Annotated in this window: 11 protein-coding genes and 1 pseudogene; 7 read left to right on the top strand and 5 right to left on the bottom strand. The window is 45.1% G+C overall.

What is annotated here, in order from left to right; translation table 11 throughout:
* The first annotated feature begins 15 nt into the window (after positions 1-15).
* From BW947_RS15820 to BW947_RS15800, 5 genes and pseudogenes are all read left to right on the top strand, one after another.
* A pseudogene (locus BW947_RS15820) lies at positions 16-7,530 on the top strand (Ig-like domain-containing protein).
* Positions 7,531-7,765: 235 nt separating this feature from the next.
* On the top strand, positions 7,766-8,317 hold the full coding sequence (gene nudE, locus BW947_RS15815; protein ID WP_076501332.1) for an ADP compounds hydrolase NudE: 552 nt from the start codon (positions 7,766-7,768) through the stop codon (positions 8,315-8,317).
* Positions 8,318-8,384: 67 nt separating this feature from the next.
* Positions 8,385-9,197 (top strand): 3'(2'),5'-bisphosphate nucleotidase CysQ, encoded by an 813-nt coding sequence (cysQ, locus tag BW947_RS15810; protein ID WP_076501330.1) that lies wholly within the window; start codon positions 8,385-8,387, stop codon positions 9,195-9,197.
* 7 nt (positions 9,198-9,204) lie between these two features.
* Positions 9,205-9,648 (top strand): GNAT family N-acetyltransferase, encoded by a 444-nt coding sequence (locus BW947_RS15805; protein ID WP_076501454.1) that lies wholly within the window; start codon positions 9,205-9,207, stop codon positions 9,646-9,648.
* Between the two features lie 99 nt (positions 9,649-9,747).
* A complete protein-coding gene (locus BW947_RS15800) occupies positions 9,748-11,607 on the top strand; it encodes an MFS transporter (RefSeq protein WP_076501327.1) in 1,860 nt (619 codons plus the stop codon).
* A gap of 102 nt (positions 11,608-11,709) precedes the next feature.
* Here the strand turns inward: BW947_RS15800 and mnmH are convergent, their stop codons facing one another.
* The 3 genes from mnmH to BW947_RS15785 all read right to left on the bottom strand — a co-directional run bounded on the left by mnmH (position 11,710) and on the right by BW947_RS15785 (position 15,080).
* The gene (gene mnmH / locus BW947_RS15795) at positions 11,710-12,819 is read right to left on the bottom strand and encodes a tRNA 2-selenouridine(34) synthase MnmH (protein ID WP_076501451.1); all 1,110 of its coding nucleotides are present in this window, start codon (positions 12,817-12,819) and stop codon (positions 11,710-11,712) included.
* Positions 12,819-13,877: a selenide, water dikinase SelD gene (gene selD / locus BW947_RS15790; protein WP_076501324.1), complete on the bottom strand. Its 1,059-nt coding sequence runs from the start codon at positions 13,875-13,877 to the stop codon at positions 12,819-12,821. Before selD ends, mnmH begins: the two co-directional genes overlap by 1 nt.
* Positions 13,878-13,973: 96 nt before the next feature.
* The gene (locus BW947_RS15785) at positions 13,974-15,080 is read right to left on the bottom strand and encodes an acyl-CoA desaturase (protein WP_076501322.1); all 1,107 of its coding nucleotides are present in this window, start codon (positions 15,078-15,080) and stop codon (positions 13,974-13,976) included.
* 144 nt (positions 15,081-15,224) lie between these two features.
* Here BW947_RS15785 and fabR point away from each other — a divergent pair, with 144 nt between their 5' ends.
* The gene (fabR, locus tag BW947_RS15780) at positions 15,225-15,839 is read left to right on the top strand and encodes an HTH-type transcriptional repressor FabR (RefSeq protein ID WP_076501320.1); all 615 of its coding nucleotides are present in this window, start codon (positions 15,225-15,227) and stop codon (positions 15,837-15,839) included.
* Positions 15,840-15,953: 114 nt separating this feature from the next.
* On the opposite strand, the gene trmA is transcribed toward fabR, so the two are convergent.
* Positions 15,954-17,051, bottom strand: a complete 1,098-nt coding sequence (gene trmA / locus BW947_RS15775; RefSeq protein WP_076501319.1) for a tRNA (uridine(54)-C5)-methyltransferase TrmA — start codon at positions 17,049-17,051, stop codon at positions 15,954-15,956.
* A gap of 230 nt (positions 17,052-17,281) precedes the next feature.
* Between trmA and murI the strand changes: the two genes are divergently transcribed.
* Positions 17,282-18,106 (top strand): glutamate racemase, encoded by an 825-nt coding sequence (gene murI, locus BW947_RS15770; protein WP_076501318.1) that lies wholly within the window; start codon positions 17,282-17,284, stop codon positions 18,104-18,106.
* A gap of 36 nt (positions 18,107-18,142) precedes the next feature.
* Here murI and BW947_RS15765 read toward each other — a convergent pair whose 3' ends face one another.
* Positions 18,143-18,604, bottom strand: coding sequence for an RNA-binding protein (locus BW947_RS15765; protein ID WP_076501317.1), 462 nt, complete (start codon positions 18,602-18,604; stop codon positions 18,143-18,145).
* Between the last annotated feature and the right edge of the window lie 644 nt (positions 18,605-19,248).

Genomic DNA, 19,248 nt, shown 5'->3' with positions numbered 1-19,248 from the left:
TTTAGGGGATGTGTCATGCTGCAACATGCTTACAAAATGATTCATGCTTTTAAGCATATTATGACTAGATTCTGTCATTCTTATTTGAAAATGTTCATTGTAGGCAGTTTTTTTGCGATGACCTCCCTCCATGCTAGCGCACAAAACCGTTCTTTTGACTTCACAACTGGTGATACCGTAACGCTGACAAATGCGGGCTCTGCGCTATCTAATCGAACAACATTTACACTGGAGTTTTGGGCCAAATTTACTAACGTCAGTGGGACCATCAATTTAGTGGATTTCACTGGCGGTGCTGATGCCGGTGGCCTCATATTGAACTCAGGTAAACTAACTGTCGATCTTGAGTGTGATTTTGGTTGCCTGACAGAAAGTAATGTGTTGTCGTTAAGCACAGGAACCTGGTATCACATTGCAGTTGTATTTGATAATGGAACTTGGGATTTTTATGTTGATGGCGTCGCACAGGGAATAAACGTTTTAGATCAAGGCGCCCGTAGTAGCGTTCCTAATTATACGGGATTTGGAGTGACCAATCTTGTGTTTGGGTTGCAGAACAGCGGAGTGGTAGATGATTTCGTCGGTAGTATCGATGATATACGTATGTGGAGTAGTGCGCGCACGCAAGTGCAGATTCAAAATAACCGCAGTATCGAGTTGGTAGGCAATGAATCCGGTCTGCTGGGGTATTGGAAGCTGAATGAAGCCAGCGGTACGACAGTCAACGATAGCCAGACTAATTCCTCCATGTTAACAGGTACTAGCAGCGGTATCGGGTATAACGCAACGGGTGCATTTGTTACCGATTCTGTTGCCCCTACGGTAAGTTCTATCACAGCCAGCACTGCAAACGGCACTTATAAAGTTGGGGATGTTATTAGTGTGCAGGTGAATTTTGATGAAGCAGTATTGGTTACTGGTATACCTCAACTCACACTTGAAACAGGCACCACTGATCGCACCATTAACTACGCCAGCGGTAGTAACTCCAGTACGTTAACATTCAATTACACCGTTCAGTCTGGCGATACTTCGGCCGATTTAGATTATGTTGCGACCAATTCGCTAATGCTAAATAGTGGCACTATTCGTGACGCGGCAAGTAACAACGCCACTTTGACCTTGCCTTCTCCCGGTGCCGCAAACTCTTTGGGGGCGAATAAAAGTATTGTGATTGATGGTGTGGCGCCAACAGTTTCATCAGTGACTTCCAGTACCGCGAATGGCACTTATAAGATCGGCGATAGTATTAGTATTCAAGTCGACTTCAGCGAGGCTGTAACTGTTACAGGTACTCCGCAATTTACACTTGAGACAGGCGCAACGGATCGCACCGCGAACTACGCAAGCGGTAGTGGTACCAGTACGCTGACATTCAACTACACCATTCAGTCCGGCGATACGTCCAGTGACCTAGATTATGTCGCCACTAACTCCTTGGCATTGAATAGCGGAACCATCCGCGATGCCGCTACTAACAATGCGACCCTCACATTGGCGTCCCCTGGCGCAGCTAATTCACTGGGCAATAATAAAGCGCTGGTAGTGGACGGCATTGTGCCCTCTGTGACGAGCACCGCACCTTCGGGTGGTGCAGTATCAACAGATACCAGTGTTGATTTCACCGTTAACTTCAGCGAATCAGTCAGCAACATTTCTACCGATGATTTTTCCTTGGGTACTACCGGTGGCGCGACTGGCACTATAGTCAGCGTCTCCGCGGGTTCAGGCTCCAGCGTGAATGTGACAGTGAGCGGTATTACGGGCAATGGCACCATCAAACTCAACCTGAATGCATCGACCAATATCAGCGATGCAGCGGGTAACGCTGACCCTGCAGCCTATACCAGCGGCTCAACTCATACTGTGGCTATCCCGACAGCCCCATATGCTCCTACTATTGGCGCTGCAACGGCAGGTATTGGGTAAGCCTCTGTGGCTTTTAGCGCACCTGCAAATAATGGTGGCGCTGCCATAACGGGTTATACAGTGACATCTAACCCTGATGGCATTAGTGCTGGTGGTAATGGATTTACAACTTCTCCGATAACGGTAACTGGCCTAACAAATGGTACGGCTTACACCTTTACTGTGACGGCAACTAACACCATTGGAACAAGCTCTGCATCAGGTGCTTCAAATTCAGTGATACCCAAAGTTAACCAGACAATTACTTTTGCTAATCCGGGGGCGCAAAATTTCGGCACTAGTCCGACGTTAACTGCAACATCAGATTCATCGTTAATTGTCAGTTTCAGTTCATCGACACCAGCAGTTTGTACGATTACGAGCAGTGGAACCCTGACCTTTTTGTCAACGGGCTCCTGTACTATCGATACAGATCAGAGTGGTAACGCGAGTACCAATGCTGCAAGCACTGTAAGTCAAACCTTTATGGTGAATGCCGTAGTGCCAAGTGCCCCAACGATTGGCACCGCAACGGCAGGGAATGCCCAGGCATCGGTTAACTTTACTGCGTCCGCAAGTAATGGTGGTACTGCAGTTACTAGCTATACAGTTACGTCCAACCCCAGTGGTTTTACCGGTACGGGCGTGGGTTCACCCATTTCGGTGATAGGATTAACCAATGGAGTGGCTTATACCTTCACTGTTACCGCGACTAACTCGGCGGGTACAGGTGCTGCATCAGCAGCATCTAATTCCGTCACACCAGCATCACCGCAGACAATTACCTTCGCCAATCCAGGGGCGCAGAATTTTGGTACCTCGCCAACCTTGACTGCTACATCAGACTCAGGATTAACCCCGACCTTTACTTCATCAACCACGGGAGTGTGTACTATTTTTTCTGGCGGGTTATTAAACTTCGTTTCCGTGGGTACTTGTACTATCGATGCTGATCAAGCGGGCGATAGCAGCTATTTAGCAGCGACGACTGTCAGCCGCTCATTTAGTATCAGTGCGGTTGTACCGGGTGCGCCAACTGCAGCGAGTGCGACTGCTGGCGATACTCAAGCCAGTGTTACCTTCAGTGCGCCAATCTTTACCGGTGGTGCAGCTATTACTGGTTATACAGCAACGTCAAATCCCGGTGGCTTCACTGGGACGAGTGCTAGCTCACCGCTGACAGTAACTGGTCTTACTAATGGTGTAGCATATACATTTACCGTCACGGCAACTAACTCGGTGGGGACGGGAGCCGCTTCTACTGCAACTAGCTCTACCACGCCTAAAGCGATACAAACCATCAATTTTGCAGACCCTGGTGCTCAAAGTTTTGGTACCGCACCGACGCTCATTGCGTCAGCAAGCTCTGGCTTAACAGTGACTTTTACACCATCGACTACAGGAGTTTGTACTATTACCGCTGGTGGTGCCTTAACGTTCGGTAGCACTGGCACGTGTACCATTGATGCGAATCAAGCGGGAGATGGTAGTTACTTAGCTGCGACTCAGGTAAGTCGCTCATTCACTGTGAATGCTGTCGTTCCAGGCGTGCCAACCATAGGAGCGGCTAGTGCAGGTGATAGTCAAGCGAGAGTGAGTTTTACCACTCCGATATTCAATGGTGGTTCGTCAATCACGGGGTACACAGTGACCTCAAGCCCAGGAGGTTTCCACGCTTCGGGTGCAGCTTCCCCTATTACAGTAACTGGGCTTGCAAACGGTAGTCCTTATACCTTTAGTGTCGTAGCAACGAACGCGATTGGCAGCAGTAGTGCGTCAATGGCGAGTAACTCGGTAACGCCAAATAGCGCCCCAGTCATTAGTGGTACGCCGACCTTAAGTGTTAATCAAAATGCGTCGTATCAGTTTACGCCTACAGCGTCTGACTCTGTGGGAGATGTACTTAGCTTTAGTATTGCTAATAAACCTACATGGGCGACATTTAACACAACAACAGGAACGCTGTCAGGTACTCCCTTTAATCAAGATGTTGGTGTAACTAACGGGATTATTATCAGTGTTTCTGATGGCACTTTGTCTGCGAGTTTACCCGCATTTAATTTAAGTGTGGTGAACGTCAATGACGGCCCGACTATCAGTTCAACTGCCATCACAATTGCAACTCAAGATGCTGCATACAGTTACACATTCATGGCCGAGGATACCGATGAAGGTGATGTACTGACCTTAAGCGCGGTGACTAAACCGAGTTGGTTAAGCTTCAATGCGGCAACAGGCGTATTAAGTGGTACACCGACGAACGCAGACGTTGGTTCCCATGCAGTCACGTTAAGGGCAACAGATACAGATGGTCTAACTGTCGACCAATCGTTCAGCATTACCGTGACTAACGTCAACGATGCGCCTGTAGCGACAAGTGCAACAGTGACCTTAGAAGAAGATAGTTCTGTAATGATCACCCTTGCAGCAGAGGATGCGGATAACGATCCTCTTACCTATGAAGTGGTGAGTCTGCCAGAATCCGGCACTTTAGAGCAACATGGTACTGTTTGGTTGTATACCCCTGAGAAAGATTTTAATGGAACAGACGTGTTTAGCTTTATTGCTAAAGATGCCGAGCTGAGTTCAGAGCCTGCAACTGTCACTATTAACGTCACGCCAGTGAATGATAATCCGCAGGCGGTTGATGACGATTACACCTTAACAAGTACCGCCAACGATATTTATGCGCTTGCGGTGCTTGCGAACGATGTTGATGTCGATGGGGGTACTTTAACGATTGATGGTGCGGCTGCGGATATCGGTAGTGTGCAAATCACCAGTGATGGCTTGAGCTTTACTGCGCCTGAAGCGTATGTCGGGCCTGTGGCGCTTCGCTATACCATTAGCGATGGCAACAAGGGGCGTGCCAGTGCCAAAGTGAATGTACTGATTGAAGGCGCGGAGTCGGAAAATCAGCCAGTGATCACTTTGCCAGACGATGTCGATATGAACGCCACGGGGCTATTCACTCGCGCTAAGCTTGGCATTGCTAAAGCGGTTGACCGTAACGGTCATCCATTGCCGGTTTCTTTAGTGAATAAGAGTCTGTTCTTTGCGCCAGGCAGCTACTTAGCTTACTGGCAAGCTGTAGATCGCGATGGTAATAAGGCGATCAAGGCTCAAAAAGTGAAAGTACATCCACTGATTTCCTTGAGTAAAGATCAGCTTGTGGGTGAGGGCAATGAGGTAGTGGTGAGTGTGTACCTTAATGGCGTCGCACCCGTATATCCACTTTCTGTGCCTTATACCGTTTCAGGCTCTGCAGGTAGCAGTGATCATGATTTGGTTGATGGGGTGGTCGAGGTGACATCGGGTCAACAGGCTCAGATCCGTTTTAGCACCTTTGAAGATGGTGAGGTCGAAGCGGATGAGGATGTGCTGATAAGTCTAGACCCTAGCTTGAACTTGGGCAGTAAGCAGCAAACTCAGGTGTTGATTACCGAAGCGAATATTGCGCCTAAGGTGACGTTGGATGTTACTCAAGCGGGAGCATACCAATTTATCGTGGCGCAAAATGGCGGTGATGTTCGTATTAATGCTGGTATCAGTGACGCCAATATGCAGGACAGCTTAACGTCAACATGGGCAAGCGGAACGCTGAGCTTGCAATCCGATGATGTGGGTATGTTCTTCTCTCCGGTATCAGTCTTGCCGGGCATTTATCCTGTGAGTGTAACTGTCACTGATAATGGTTTACCAGCGCTGTCTACCACTGAGGAAGTCTATATTGTGGTGCGTTCAAGTTTACCTATATTAACAGGAGCAGACACAGACGGTGATTTGATCCCTGATGTTCAAGAAGGCTTTACCGATACAGATGGTGATGGTATTCCTGATTATTTGGATGCAATTAACGATTGTAACATTATGCCTGAAGGTGAATTACAGCCTGTGTACTTCTTGGCCGAGGGTCAGGCTGGCGTATGTTTGCGTTTAGGCAATATTGCTCTCAGACAAGGGCAAACAGGCATGCAACTATTACCGAGCTTAGTACCTGAAGATAATATTGCGGCTAATGTCGGTGGTATTTTTGACTTCATTGCAACGGGATTACCACAACAAGGGCAGAGTTACAGTTTAGTAATGCCACAGCGCTCACCGATCCCTGCAAATGCGGTCTACCGTAAGTATCAAGCACAAAATGGTTGGAAAGATTTTGTGATTGATGCGCGCAACAGTGTCGCCAGTAGCGAAGGTGAACGTGGTTTCTGTCCTCCACCGGGAGATAGTCGTTGGACTGTTGGATTGACTGAAGGTCATTGGTGTGTGCAGTTAACCCTAGAGGATGGTGGTCCTAACGATGACGATGGCGTCGCTAACCGTACTATCGTCGATCCAAGTGGCGTGTCTGTGATACTCAATGGCAACCATCTACCTGTCGCTAATCCAGATACCGCCTCTTTACCTTGGAATCAGAGTCTTGATGTTGATGTGCTCGCTAATGATACCGATAGTGATGGTGATACGCTGACCGTTACGCAAGTGACCAGTGAGTTCGGCACCGTGGTTATTTTGGCTAATCAGCAGCTCAGTTACACGCCAGCAACTGATTTCATCGGTACGGATGTGCTGGTGTATAGCATTACCGATGGTAAAGGTGGTACTGCGAGTAGTGAGTTGACTGTGGTAGTGAGTGGCAATACCGCGCCAACGACAGTAGACGATAGCGCTGCTACCGACGATAGAACGAGCTTGCTACTCGATGTGCTGAGTAACGACAGCGATCCAGACGGTAATATTTTAACTTTAGTCAGCGCTACCGCGCAGCAAGGGGTTGTGTCAGTTGAATATAACAAGCTGCGTTATATCCCTAAAACGGGGTTTGATGGAGTCGATGCTGTCAGTTATCGAATTAGCGATGGTGTGGGCGGTGACGCAACAGGACAAGTGTTAATTACCGTTAAGGCCTACCAAGAAGTGGTGATTGATAACGAGTCAGGTGGAGGCAGTATGTCCTTGTGGGTATTAGGATTAATCATTACGGCGGGCTTAATCCGCCGGCGAGAGTTACAAAAAGTGGTCTTGGGTGCTGTACTGCTCGCAGGCACAATAAATCAAGCGAATGCGACTGTTGATAACTGGTACGTCGAGGGCTTTATCGGGCAAGCTCAGGTTGATAGCAGCAGGCGAGATTTACAAACCAAAGCTGCCGCTGGCGTAGTGACATCGATTGATGACAAAGATAGCGCTTTTGGGGTGAGTGTGGGTTACCAATGGACTCCTTTGGTTGCAATCGAATTAGGCTATGCCGACTTTGGTAATGGGAGTGCGCGGATTGAAGGCGCGAGTCTGACTCCGGCACAATACCACGAGCAGGTAAAAGCAGTGACCCCCGTATTGGCCGATGGCGTGATGCTGGGATTGCGTTTTACCTTACTGCAGCATGATGCTTGGCGCTTTGAAGTGCCTATCGGATTGTTTAGATGGCAAGCGGATATCAGTAGCACTATGGGCAATAGCCGTTTAACCACAGAACTCGATGGCACTGATTGGTATGTGGGGGTGCGGTTTAGCTATCAAGTGAGCGATGCTTGGTCAGTTGGCTTGGGGTATCAATATGTGGATATTGAGCCCAATGATTTTCTCAGTTACCAGCTCAATTTACGTTATCAATTCTAAACGTAAACCAAATTTAAAAGGGGCTTTGCCCCTTTTTGCTATTTATGAGTCGCAATATATTTAGGCATATTTTGCTCTAGCCCACTTACGCTGAGCTTGGTTTGTGATGTATCTCGCAAAGCATTTACGGCTTGTCTTTAGGAATATGCAATAAATTCAGGTTGTAGATTAAAGACAGGATAGTAAGATTGTCGCTTGTCTTATTTATTTTATTATTTCTTATCCAGAGGCAGTTATGTCGCAGCGGCACAATAAGCCGGAAATATTGCATAGCGAAGTTGTCGCAAAAAGTCGATTATTTCAAATTGAGCAAGTGCACCTTCGATTTTCTAATGGTGTCGAGCGTCAATACGAACGTATGAAAGGTGGTAGTCGTGGCGCCGTGATGATAGTACCGATTCATCAAGGACAAATGCTACTGGCGCGCGAATATGCCGCAGGTACCGATCATTATGAGTTAGGTTTCCCTAAAGGGCTTATCGACCCTGGTGAATCGCCAATCGAAGCAGCTAACCGTGAATTGCAGGAAGAAATTGGTTTTGCGGCGAATAAGCTCACGCTATTGAAAGAACTTAGCCTAGCGCCGGGGTATTTCTCCAGTAAGATGCAAATTTTTATTGCAGAAGACTTGTATGAGAGTCGCCTTGAAGGTGATGAGCCAGAGCCAATCGATGTGGTGCCGTGGGCGCTGGCCGATTGGGAAGCTTTACTCGATAATGTCGATTTTTCCGAGTCCCGTAGTGTGAGTGCGTTATTTTTAGCGCAAAAATATTTACAACATAAATAATCTTTTTCCTTTTAAGTATTCGATGAATGCTTGCAAAACATTCGCAAAGGTTGCGATTGGAGTTGTTATGAAGCCAGAAGAGTTGATCGATCAAATTATTGAAATAGCAACTGAAGCGGGGATCACTATCCGTGATATCTATCTCAAAGGTAATTTTGAACGAGAAATTAAATCTGACAATACCCCCGTCACATCCGCTGACTTAGCGGCGCATAAGATCATTTGTGAACGATTAACCGCTCTCACGCCTGATATTCCGGTGTTATCTGAGGAGGCTGCCGATATTCCGCTCAGTGTGCGTGAATCTTGGAAGCGTTATTGGTTAGTTGACCCGCTCGATGGTACGGGAGAGTTTATCGCTGGCAGTGGTGATTTTTCTGTGATCATTGCGCTGGTGGAGCACAACCGTCCGGTTATGGGCGTGGTGTATGTACCGATGACCCAAGTGTGTTATTACGCCATTGCGGGTTTAGGTGCCTACAAACGTACTGATAAACAAGAAGTTCGCATCAGTAGTCGTCAAATTGCCAATCGAGACCAAGTCTCGCTGCGGTTGGCTGTGAGTCGCCGTCAAGATCCGCAATCAGTATTAACCTTACTCAATCATCCTAAGCACTGCGAGTTAGTGGTCATGGGCGGCGCAGCATTGAAAAGCTGCTTAGTGGCTGAAGGTCGAGCCGATTGTTATGTGCGTGTTGGCCCAACTGGTGAGTGGGATACGGGAGCGGCGCAAATTATCGTCGAGGAAGCGGGCGGGCAGCTAATGGATACTGAGCTGCAACCGTTAACATATAATGAGCGTGAATCCTTAGAGAACCCTAATTTTATCGTTGTGGGCGCCCCTAACTTAGAATGGGATAAGATTTTAATTGGTGAATAATCGACCAATGCAATGTATACGTCCGGTATTAAAGTCAGAGCTGCTGGCGGTGTACCAACTTGAGCAGGCCATTTTTGGTGAGCATAGCTATCCTGACTTCTTCTTCCGTCAGGGCTTTGATTGCTGGCCAGAGCAATTTTTAGTCGCTGTAGATGATCGTCATCAGCTACGAGGTTATTTGCTCTGTGCTCAGAGTGGCGATCCTCAATGTATGTGGATTTTATCCGTTGCCGTGAGTGAGAATACCCGAGGGCAAGGATTGGGTAAGCGCTTAATCGAGCGATGTTTAGCTGAGTTACCTCTATCGATACAACAAGTTTATTTAACCGTTGACCCTAATAATCCCGCTTATTTTTTGTATCAAAAGCTGGGTTTTCGTGACATAAATTTTGAAGCCGATTACTTTGGTATTGGCATGGATAGAATGGTGATGCAGTATCGTCGCTCCTGAGTGTGAGTACGTTGCCATCTACATATCAACCGATTTTGTCACCATGAAAACTCTTATACTGCATTAACTTAACGGCAATCGACGGTTAGAGGGAATACCATGTTGTTAACTAAACGTTTTTTGCCTTATTTTGTCACGCAGTGTCTGGGTGCCTTAAACGATAATTTCTATAAAAATATTTTATTGTTATTGGTGACTTTTAGCCAAGTGCAGGATTTGCCTATAAGTGTCGATTTATTTGTTAATTTAGCGGCAGGGTTATTCATTTTACCGTTTTTTCTATTTTCGGCTCATGCGGGAGTGGTCGCCGATAATATGGATAAAGCCAAACTTATCCGCCAATTAAAATTACTCGAAGTCATCATCATGTTCAGTGCCGCTATCGCAATCTTGAACGGGAATTACATGATGATGTTATTACTGTTGTTTTTAACTGGTAGCCAGTCAGCCTACTTTGGTCCGGTTAAATATTCTTTATTACCCCAAGCATTACAAGAGGACGAGTTAGTTTCAGGCAATGCTTGGGTTGAAATGGGTACATTTCTATCAATTTTAATCGGCACCTTGAGTGCCGGTATACTTATTTTTGAAGACAATGGTACGCAGTGGTCGGCCATCATTGTTGCTTTACTAGCATTGCTGGGGTATTTGGCCAGTCGTGCTATTCCTGCATTGCCCCCGCAAGGCACCATCGAAAAAATTCGTTTTAGACCATTGTCAGGTACTTGGCGCAGTATTCAAAAAGTCCGCCAAACACCATCAATCTGGATGGCGATAATTGCTATTAGCTGGTTTTGGTTTTTAGGTGCGACTTATCTAACGCAGTTCCCCAATTTTACCAAGCTGCATTTGCACTCTGGTGCCGCTGTAGTGTCGTTACTATTAGGACTGTTTTCAATTGGAATTGCAGTGGGCTCTTTTGTTTGTGAGCGATTTTCTTACGGCCATGTGGAGTTAGGATTATTGCCATTTGGCGCACTCGGGTTGACCCTTTTTGGTATTGATTTGTTGTGGGCTATTCCGCCAGTACCTATTGATGCCAGTGTTGTTTACGGTGTTAACGCTTTTATTACCCAGTCGCAGCATTTTAGAGTCATGTTAGATTTCTTTATGATTGGCGTCAGTGGCGGTTTATTTATTGTCCCTTTGTATGCCTTTATACAATCGCGCTCAGCCAAAGGGGAATGTGCTCAGGCTATTGCGGCAAATAACATTATGAATGCCTTATTTATGGTGATTTCTGCACTGTTATCTATGTTGTTGCTTGGTATTGCTGGGTGGAGCATTCCACAGCTATTCCTGCTACTTGCCGTGATGAACTTCGGAATGATTCTTTACGTTTATTCACAAGTGCCTGAATTTACCCTGCGCTTTATCAGTTACTTGCTAAGTCATGTTATATATCGCGTGACAGTAACAGGCCGCGAAAAAATTCCTAAGCTGGGGGCGGGTATCATAGTTTGTAACCACGTGAGTGATGTGGATGCATTGATTATTATGGGGACCTCAATACGGCCAATCCGCTTTGTGATGGAGCAATCCGTGAGCGAGCAGCCTCTACTTAAATCTGTATTTTGTCACGCAGGTGTGATCCCCATCTGTTCACCTAAACAGAGTGAAACAACCTATAACCACGCCTTTGAGGCAATCCATGAGGCGTTATCCAATAACGAGTTGGTGTGTATTTTCCCTGAGGGACGAGTTACATCAGACGGTACATTGGGTGAGTTTTATGTGGATATCGATAAAATCTTAGCTAGAGATCCGGTGCCAGTGATCCCTATGGCACTAAAAGGGTTGTTGGGTACTTATTTTAGTCATAAAGATGAGCAGGCATTAACGACAATACCCATACGATTTCGCTCAAGAGTATCGGTGACTCTCGCAGAGGCTATTGATGGCCATGTAGCAAATAAGGATTCGCTAAGAGTTAAAATTGCGAGCCTGCTGGGTAAGTGATAACCCGTTAGATTCAATATCAATAAAGACATCACCGCGGATCTTACCCTCGCGGTGATTGCTCTAAAGATGGCTATTGTGGAGGATTATTACTGTTGAAGATTATGATTGAGGCTGATAGCTATCTAACCATTCGTGCACGGCTTGATGCGAACCTTTAAAGAGCACCCGTTCGGACTTTTTCTGTAATTGGTACTGATACATAGGATCGTAATATTTATGCAGCAAGAGGTTTATCCAGTTGAAATGCAGGGAAGTATCATTAGTGCTGATCTGTTGATCTAAGGCCTGTTGAATTAAATCTTGCAGCTCTTGATGCTGTTTACCGCCTAAACGCTTACTAATACTGCCTAATCCTTGCAACAAATATTCGCTAAAAGCGGTAAAGCCCGCTTCAGGACCAAAGCGTTCACAAAATCCGCTATGCATTTTATGCACATACTCATTACGTAAGCGCTCTAGCCTAGCATCGTCAGTTTCTTCTAATACGATAACACTCGCGGTTTGCATGGCATTATAAAACGTTTGTGGCAACGCTGAACGACCAATAAGAAAACTTTCATCCTCAAGTAATAAATAGTCAACAGCACTGCTTTGATGTTGCAGTAAGGCGATAGCGAGTTGGTTTTCAAAGTTAATTTGCGTTGGTTGAGGGTCAATGTTCTTACCAAAACTTGAGCCTCTATGGTTAGCGATTCCTTCAAGATCAACCGCTTCTTTACGCAGTAATAAAAAATCGGTTTTACCGCTACCCGTCATCCCGCTCAAACTTAAAAAAGGCTGTTGTGCTGGCGTTGTTTCAATCACCCCCATTAAATATTGACGCATGGCTTTATAGCCGCCTTGAACATAGGGCACCTCCAAGCCAGCTTCTTTGAGCCATTGTTGCGTCAGTTGCGAGCGCAGGCCACCACGAAAACAATAAAGGTAGGCATTGGGATTCGCTTTAAAATAACTTATCCAAGCCTCGACTCTTTGTTGCTTGATTGAGCCATTTACCAGTGAGTGGCCTAATGCAATTGCAGCTTGCTGACCTAACTTTTTAAAGCAAGTGCCGACACTTTCTCTTTCTTCATCAAGCATCAGCGGTAAATTGGTCGAGTTGGGAAAAGCGCCTCGCGCAAATTCGATAGGCGCCCTCGCATCCATGATTGGATGTTGATTGAGAAAAATCTCTCGATATTGATCAGCGGTAATAATAGGACTAGGTATCAACACAACACCACGCTAGCTTGAGTGGTGGGTGTTTCAAGTGTTCCAATGCAAATTGGTGGTATCTGGTGCGCCTCGAGCAACGCGATAAGTTCAGCTTCGGCAGCGCTAGAAACGGCAACTAATAAGCCACCACTGGTTTGCGGATCGCATAGGATTGCTTTCTGATATTCGCTCAGCTCGGGTAGGTGCTCACCATAACTATCGTAATTGCGGTGGGTGCCGCCAGGAACACAACCTAAAGCTAAATAATCTAAAGCGCGTGGCAGTAATGGGACAGCATCAAATTTGAGTTTTGCCGTTAGTTTCGCGCCTTGACACATTTCGAGCAAGTGCCCAGACAATCCAAAACCTGTGACGTCGGTCAGCGCATTTACGCCGCTGATTTTGGCAATTTTTGCGCCGATAGTGTTGAGTTGGCACATCGCATTGACTGCAATGAGGCTATCTTCATCTTTGAGTTTTTTTTGTTTTTGCGCGGTAGTGAGAATACCAATACCAATAGGTTTAGTCAGATATAAGCGATCGCCAGTCTTAGCGGTATCATTTTGCTTTAAATCACTTAATGCAATTTGGCCAGTCACCGCGAGACCAAAAATAGGTTCAGGTGCATCGATACTGTGGCCACCGGCTAACATAATCCCCGCTTCCATACAGGCTTGGCGTCCACCATCTACAACTTGTTGAGCTATCTCGGCTGGCAGTTTATTAATCGGCCAACCCAAAATCGCAATCGCCATAATTGGCGTGCCGCCCATGGCATAAATATCACTGATAGCATTAGTCGCTGCAATGCGGCCAAAGGTAAAAGGGTCGTCAACAATCGGCATAAAAAAATCGGTCGTGCTGATGATACCAACGTCGTCGTTGAGTTTGTATACCGCAGCATCGTCGCGACTCTGGTTACCCACAAGTAAATTGGGGTCTGTGAATACAGGAAGTTGCGAGGCAAGAATAGTGCTCAGTACTTTGGGTGAAATTTTGCAACCGCAGCCTGCACCGTGACTGTATTCTGTGAGTTTTATCGTTTCGGGGAGAGTAGCAGTGGAAGATGACATGAACTCAATATCCTGTATAAAGTGATTGAGGCATCATGATAATCCGATACGGCCACCATGCAAGGCGGCCGTTCGAATTTAGCGTAAAATTGTGGCCTAGCTATAACTTGCAGTTAGGCTTTGCCAGTTCTTTTTCTGAGTTAAGAAACGGGTTTTTAACTCAGCAACCTGTTGCAATAATTGTTTATCTACCAGTTGCTTGCGTTTCGCTTCCAATAAGATTTTTTGGGCTTGATAGTATTCAATTAAGTGCTCTTTCATTAATTCGTACTCAAATTGAATTTTTTCGATAATCTCATCGGCATTTGGCAAGTGGACGACATTATTTTTAGTACGTAACAGCTGCATTTGTAATCGTGCACTTTCAATACGCTCTTGCGGGCTAGTACGTAAGTCTTTAGCTAAACCGGCCCATGATAAGGCTTTAATTAGCCATTTAGTGGGGTCGTAATGCCACCATTTAATGCCATTGCGATAGTCATTTTCAAAGATGTGATGAAAATTATGGTAGCCCTCACCGTAGGTCAACATGGCGATAAAACCATTATCACGCGCGGTGTTTTTATTGGTATAAGGCTGACTACCCCATACATGGGCTAAAGAGTTGATAAAAAATGTACAGTGATGCACCACCACTAAACGCAGTAATCCCGCCATTAATAGCATGGACAGTACGTCACCATTGAGCCAGCCGAGCAATGCGGGTAGGCCAATGTTCATTAGTAACACCAGTGCAAGGTAATGCTTGTGTTGCCACATTACGATACGGTCATTTTGTAGATCGCGCACATTTTGATAATCGTGGTAGCGTTGTGATTGATACTCTCGCAGCATCCAACCTATGTGGCTATACCAAAATCCCATTTTGGCTGAGTACGGGTCTTTGTCGTTATCGTCGACATGTTTGTGGTGTACGCGATGATCTGATGCCCAGTGTAATGCACTGTTTTGTAAGGCTAAAGCGCCTCCAAGTGCATATATAAAACGTACTGCTGGATGGGCTTTGTAAGCTTTGTGTGACCACAGTCTGTGGTAACCTGCTGTGATCGATAAACCACTGGCGAAGGCTAAAACAATAAATGCAATCCACTCACTGGCGCCATAGCCGTGAACAATACCGCGCCACGGAACTAAAATCACTGCACTGAGGAAAGTGATCGCAAACAGACAAACATTGAGCCAAATGATTGGGGGTTTTTTCATAATAGGTTTCCAAAATTCGCTTTTGAGCGTACATCTGTAAGCTAATTTAACTTAGCTATATTGTTTGGTCAAGGACGATAGGGCTGTGTTTAATACTTAAAAGCGGTATTATCGCGCCATTACATTCAGTTAGCGGATTTAATAATGGGTATTCGAGCACAGCAAAAAGAGAAAACTCGCCGAGCGTTAGTCGATGCAGCTTTTAGTCAGTTAAGTGCTGAGCGCAGTTTCTCAAGTTTAAGTTTGCGAGAAGTTGCTCGAGAAGCCAATATCGCTCCGACCTCCTTTTATCGCCATTTTAAAGATCTGAATGAACTTGGGCTGACTATGGTGGATGAGGGCGGGCTAACGCTGCGGCAGATGATGCGCAAAGGGCGACAGCGCGCCGAAGTTGGTGGCAGCGTGATCCGCATTTCAGTTGATACTTTTATGGAAGTACTGGATTCTAATCCAAACGTATTTCGCATTTTATTGCATGAACGCTCGGGGATTTCGGCAGCATTTCGTGCGGCAGTTGCCCGCGAAATTGAACATTTTATTTCTGAACTTGCTCATTATGTTGAAGCAAAAGCGGGACGGACTCCATTGCTAGCACGTGCACAGGCTGAGGCTTTAGTAATTTTAGTTTTTAACGCAGGCGCTGCAGCATTAGATATGAAACGAGTCGATCGTAAAATATTGGCCGATCAATTAGTTATGCAGTTGCGCATGGTTGCTAAAGGCGCAGAGGCATTACAACATAAGGTAGAGCACCGCTAGTTTGGGTGGCACACTTATCTGATAAAAACTATTTCATAACAACAAAGGAGCCTTAGGCTCCTTTGTTGTTATATTCGAAAGTTCTCGATATTCGATTGAGTAGATTTAACGCGGTTAACGACGTTCTAGCAATACCCCCGTTTCCATGTGGTCCGTGTAAGGGAACTGATCAAACAAGGCAAAACGGGTTACTTTATGGGTTTGGTTCAGCTGTTGCAGATTGTCTTTTAAAGTTTCAGGATTACAGGAAATATATAAAATACGTTCGTAACCTTGCACTAATGCTAGCGTATCAGGATCGATACCCGCTCGTGGTGGGTCGACAAAAATAGTGTTGCAAACATAGCTATCAAGATCGATACCTTCTAAACGTCTGAAGCTGCGTTTCTTCGCCATTGCATCACTAAAATCTTCAGCTGACATACGAATAATCTGCAAGTTTTCAATACCATTAACTTCGATATTGTATTGCGCCGCATCTACAGAAGGCTTAGCAAGCTCGGTGGCTAATACGCGATTAAAATTTTGCGCCAGTGCGATAGAGAAGTTGCCATTACCACAATAAAGCTCCAGTAAATCCCCTTCACTGTTGTGAGTTGCATCGATAGCCCACTCGAGCATTTTTACAGAAACTTTAGCGTTGGGCTGAGTAAAGCTATTTTCAATTTGTTTATATAAGAGTGTTTTATTATTGACTTGTAATGACTCAACTACAAAATCTTTATCTAAATCAATTTTTTGTTTACGGGCTCGGCCGATAATGTTGACGTTAAATTGACTGCTTAACTTAGCTTTTAGTGCAGTGGCATCAGTGCGCCATTGCTCATCAAGCTGTCTGTGGTAAAGCAGTGACACGAGGATCTCGCCACTTAACGTCGACAAAAAATCCACTTGGAACAGCTTATGCCTTAAACTTGGATTTGGTTTTAGCTCGGCAATCAAAGCCGACATCATCTGATTAATGAGCTCGCTCGCTGGCAAGTATTGATCGCACCGCACCTTCTCATTCAATACTTTGTCGAACATGTAATAGTATAAGTCGTCACCGTCATGCCACATGCGAAACTCGGCGCGCATACGGTAGTTGGCCGGCTCTGAGGCAAAAACTTCAACATTCGGTGTTTCAAATTGGGCAAAGGCTTGTTCTAGCTTAATACGCTTGTTTTCTAATTGCGTATCATAGGTCTGAGGGTCCATTGCTGCTAAGTTCATTGTTTGATTCACCGTTGCTGTAAATTGGGGCGCAAATATTATACTAGGTGACACGAATGTCCAGTATCTTGCTTTTGCGCTTTTCGCAAAGCTATGGGAAAATCCGCGAGTTTGAGTGGGCTCTATTGGTTTTCTTGAACTCAATCGGTAAATAAGCTATCGAATGGTTGAGGTTATGGTCGTTTTAATCTGTATTACCTATTCGTTGTTATCTAAAACGGGAGACTCGCTTGTCGCGACCTATATTAGTGTTTGATTCTGGTATTGGCGGCTTATCTGTATTGGCAGAAATCCGTAACATTTTACCCCATAGTGATTATTGTTATCTTTTTGATAATGCGAGATTGCCCTATGGGGAGTTAGAGGAACAGGCATTAATTGCTGGTTGCGTAAAATTAGTCTGTGAACTTGTCGAGCGTACCAATGCTGCGATAGTTGTTGTGGCTTGTAATACTGCAAGCACAGTCGTACTACCGGTATTACGCACACATTTAACTATCCCAGTTGTAGGTGTAGTCCCCGCGATTAAACCTGCCGCACTAATATCAAAAAGTAAACGTATTGGGCTCTTAGCTACACCTGGTACCGTCAAGCGTCATTATACCCACGAGCTTATTAGCCAATTTGCTGATGATTGCCATGTTGAATTATTTGGTTGTTCTGAATTAGTCATGATGGCGGAACAAAAAGTGGCGACAGGTGTGATCAACACGCAAAGACTAACAGAGTTACTTACCCCTATTGTGGCTGCGAATTTGGATGTTCTGGTGTTGGGCTGTACTCATTTCCCTATAATCAAAGCAGAATTACAGCAAGTGCTGGGAGCGGGTGTAAAGCTATTGGATTCTGGCGCCGCGATTGCAAAACGAGTTGTTACGCTTCTAACACAACAAAATCTAATTGTAGAAGGGAATAGAGTAACTGATGGAAGAGAGGTTGTAGGGCCGTCAGTAATGCAGGCGTTCTATACTAAAGCGGAAATCAGTGAAGGTTTAATAAGAACATTAATTGATTGTGGCTTTTCTACTATCGAACGAATCACCACAACCAACTAAACTTATAACGTCACACAAAATCGATTAACGGTAAGGCTATTCTTCAGTAGTACGATCAGCAGCTTCTGAATCTTGTGTTTTTGCTTCTCTTACTTTTAAGGTTCTTTCTTGGAAGCTATAGTCGTTCAGTTTAACCATAGCTTTCTGAGCACCAGATTCTGACATCTCGACAAAACCAAACCCTTTACGGCGACCAGTCTTACGATCTCTGACCAAACGCACAGAGTTCACCGGACCAAACTCACCAAATAATACTTTTACTTCACCTTCATGTACACGATAAGGCAGGTTACCTACATATAGTGTCATAGTAGGACCAACATATTGTTCTTCTGTAACATGAGATGATGAAGTCTCTGGAACAAGTTTGAAAATAAGGCTAGTCACAATAACACCTGCAACAAAGGCAATATAAGCCGGCAGGGTCGGTGCGAACTGAAATAGCACAAATGCGCCAACAATGGCGACTATCAAAACAATAAGAAATGACTTTTGCATAAGAATGCTCTCTGATGAATGGAAAATTGATAAATAACTGTTAACAGCAAGTCATATGGTAATGAATTATTTACTTTTACACTAGAGCATTGCTGAAATATTGAGCGTGAATTATCAATTATTAGCTAAAAAAGCACATCTATTCATTATGAAAGGGGTATTTAAGCTAAAAAACAGGCATAACGTTTAAAATATCAACGTACAATTCAATGAACTACAAAAAGCGCTTGCGGACTTTCTCAATCTCCCTATAATGCGCATCCACTGACACGGCGATGAGCGTAACGCAAGTTAAGCAAATCAAACTAAGTCAGTTCATCTGTTAGCAAGCTAACGATGGGTGTTGAGAAAGTTGAAAAAACTACTTGACGCACTAACGGGAATGCGTAGAATACGCAGCCCTGACCCGCTGAGAAATCAGTGTGTGGTCAACGCTCTTTAACAATTTATCAAGCAAATCTGTGTGGACACTCACAGGTGTTGAGTTAATCGAAACTGCTTAGCCTTCGGGTTGGCAGTCAAAAATTTAAATCAATGTAACAATGAGTGTTCATAGCAATATGTACAGTTTGTTTCTGCTTCCTTTATAGGGATGTGGAAACAAAAAAATCAGAATTCATTGAGCCGCTGATTGGCTTCTTATT

The organism is Shewanella morhuae (assembly GCF_900156405.1).
GTDB classification, from domain to species: Bacteria; Pseudomonadota; Gammaproteobacteria; order Enterobacterales; family Shewanellaceae; genus Shewanella; species Shewanella morhuae.
The sequence above is the reverse complement of the archived record's forward strand: the minus strand, read 5'-3'. Positions and strand labels throughout refer to the sequence as shown.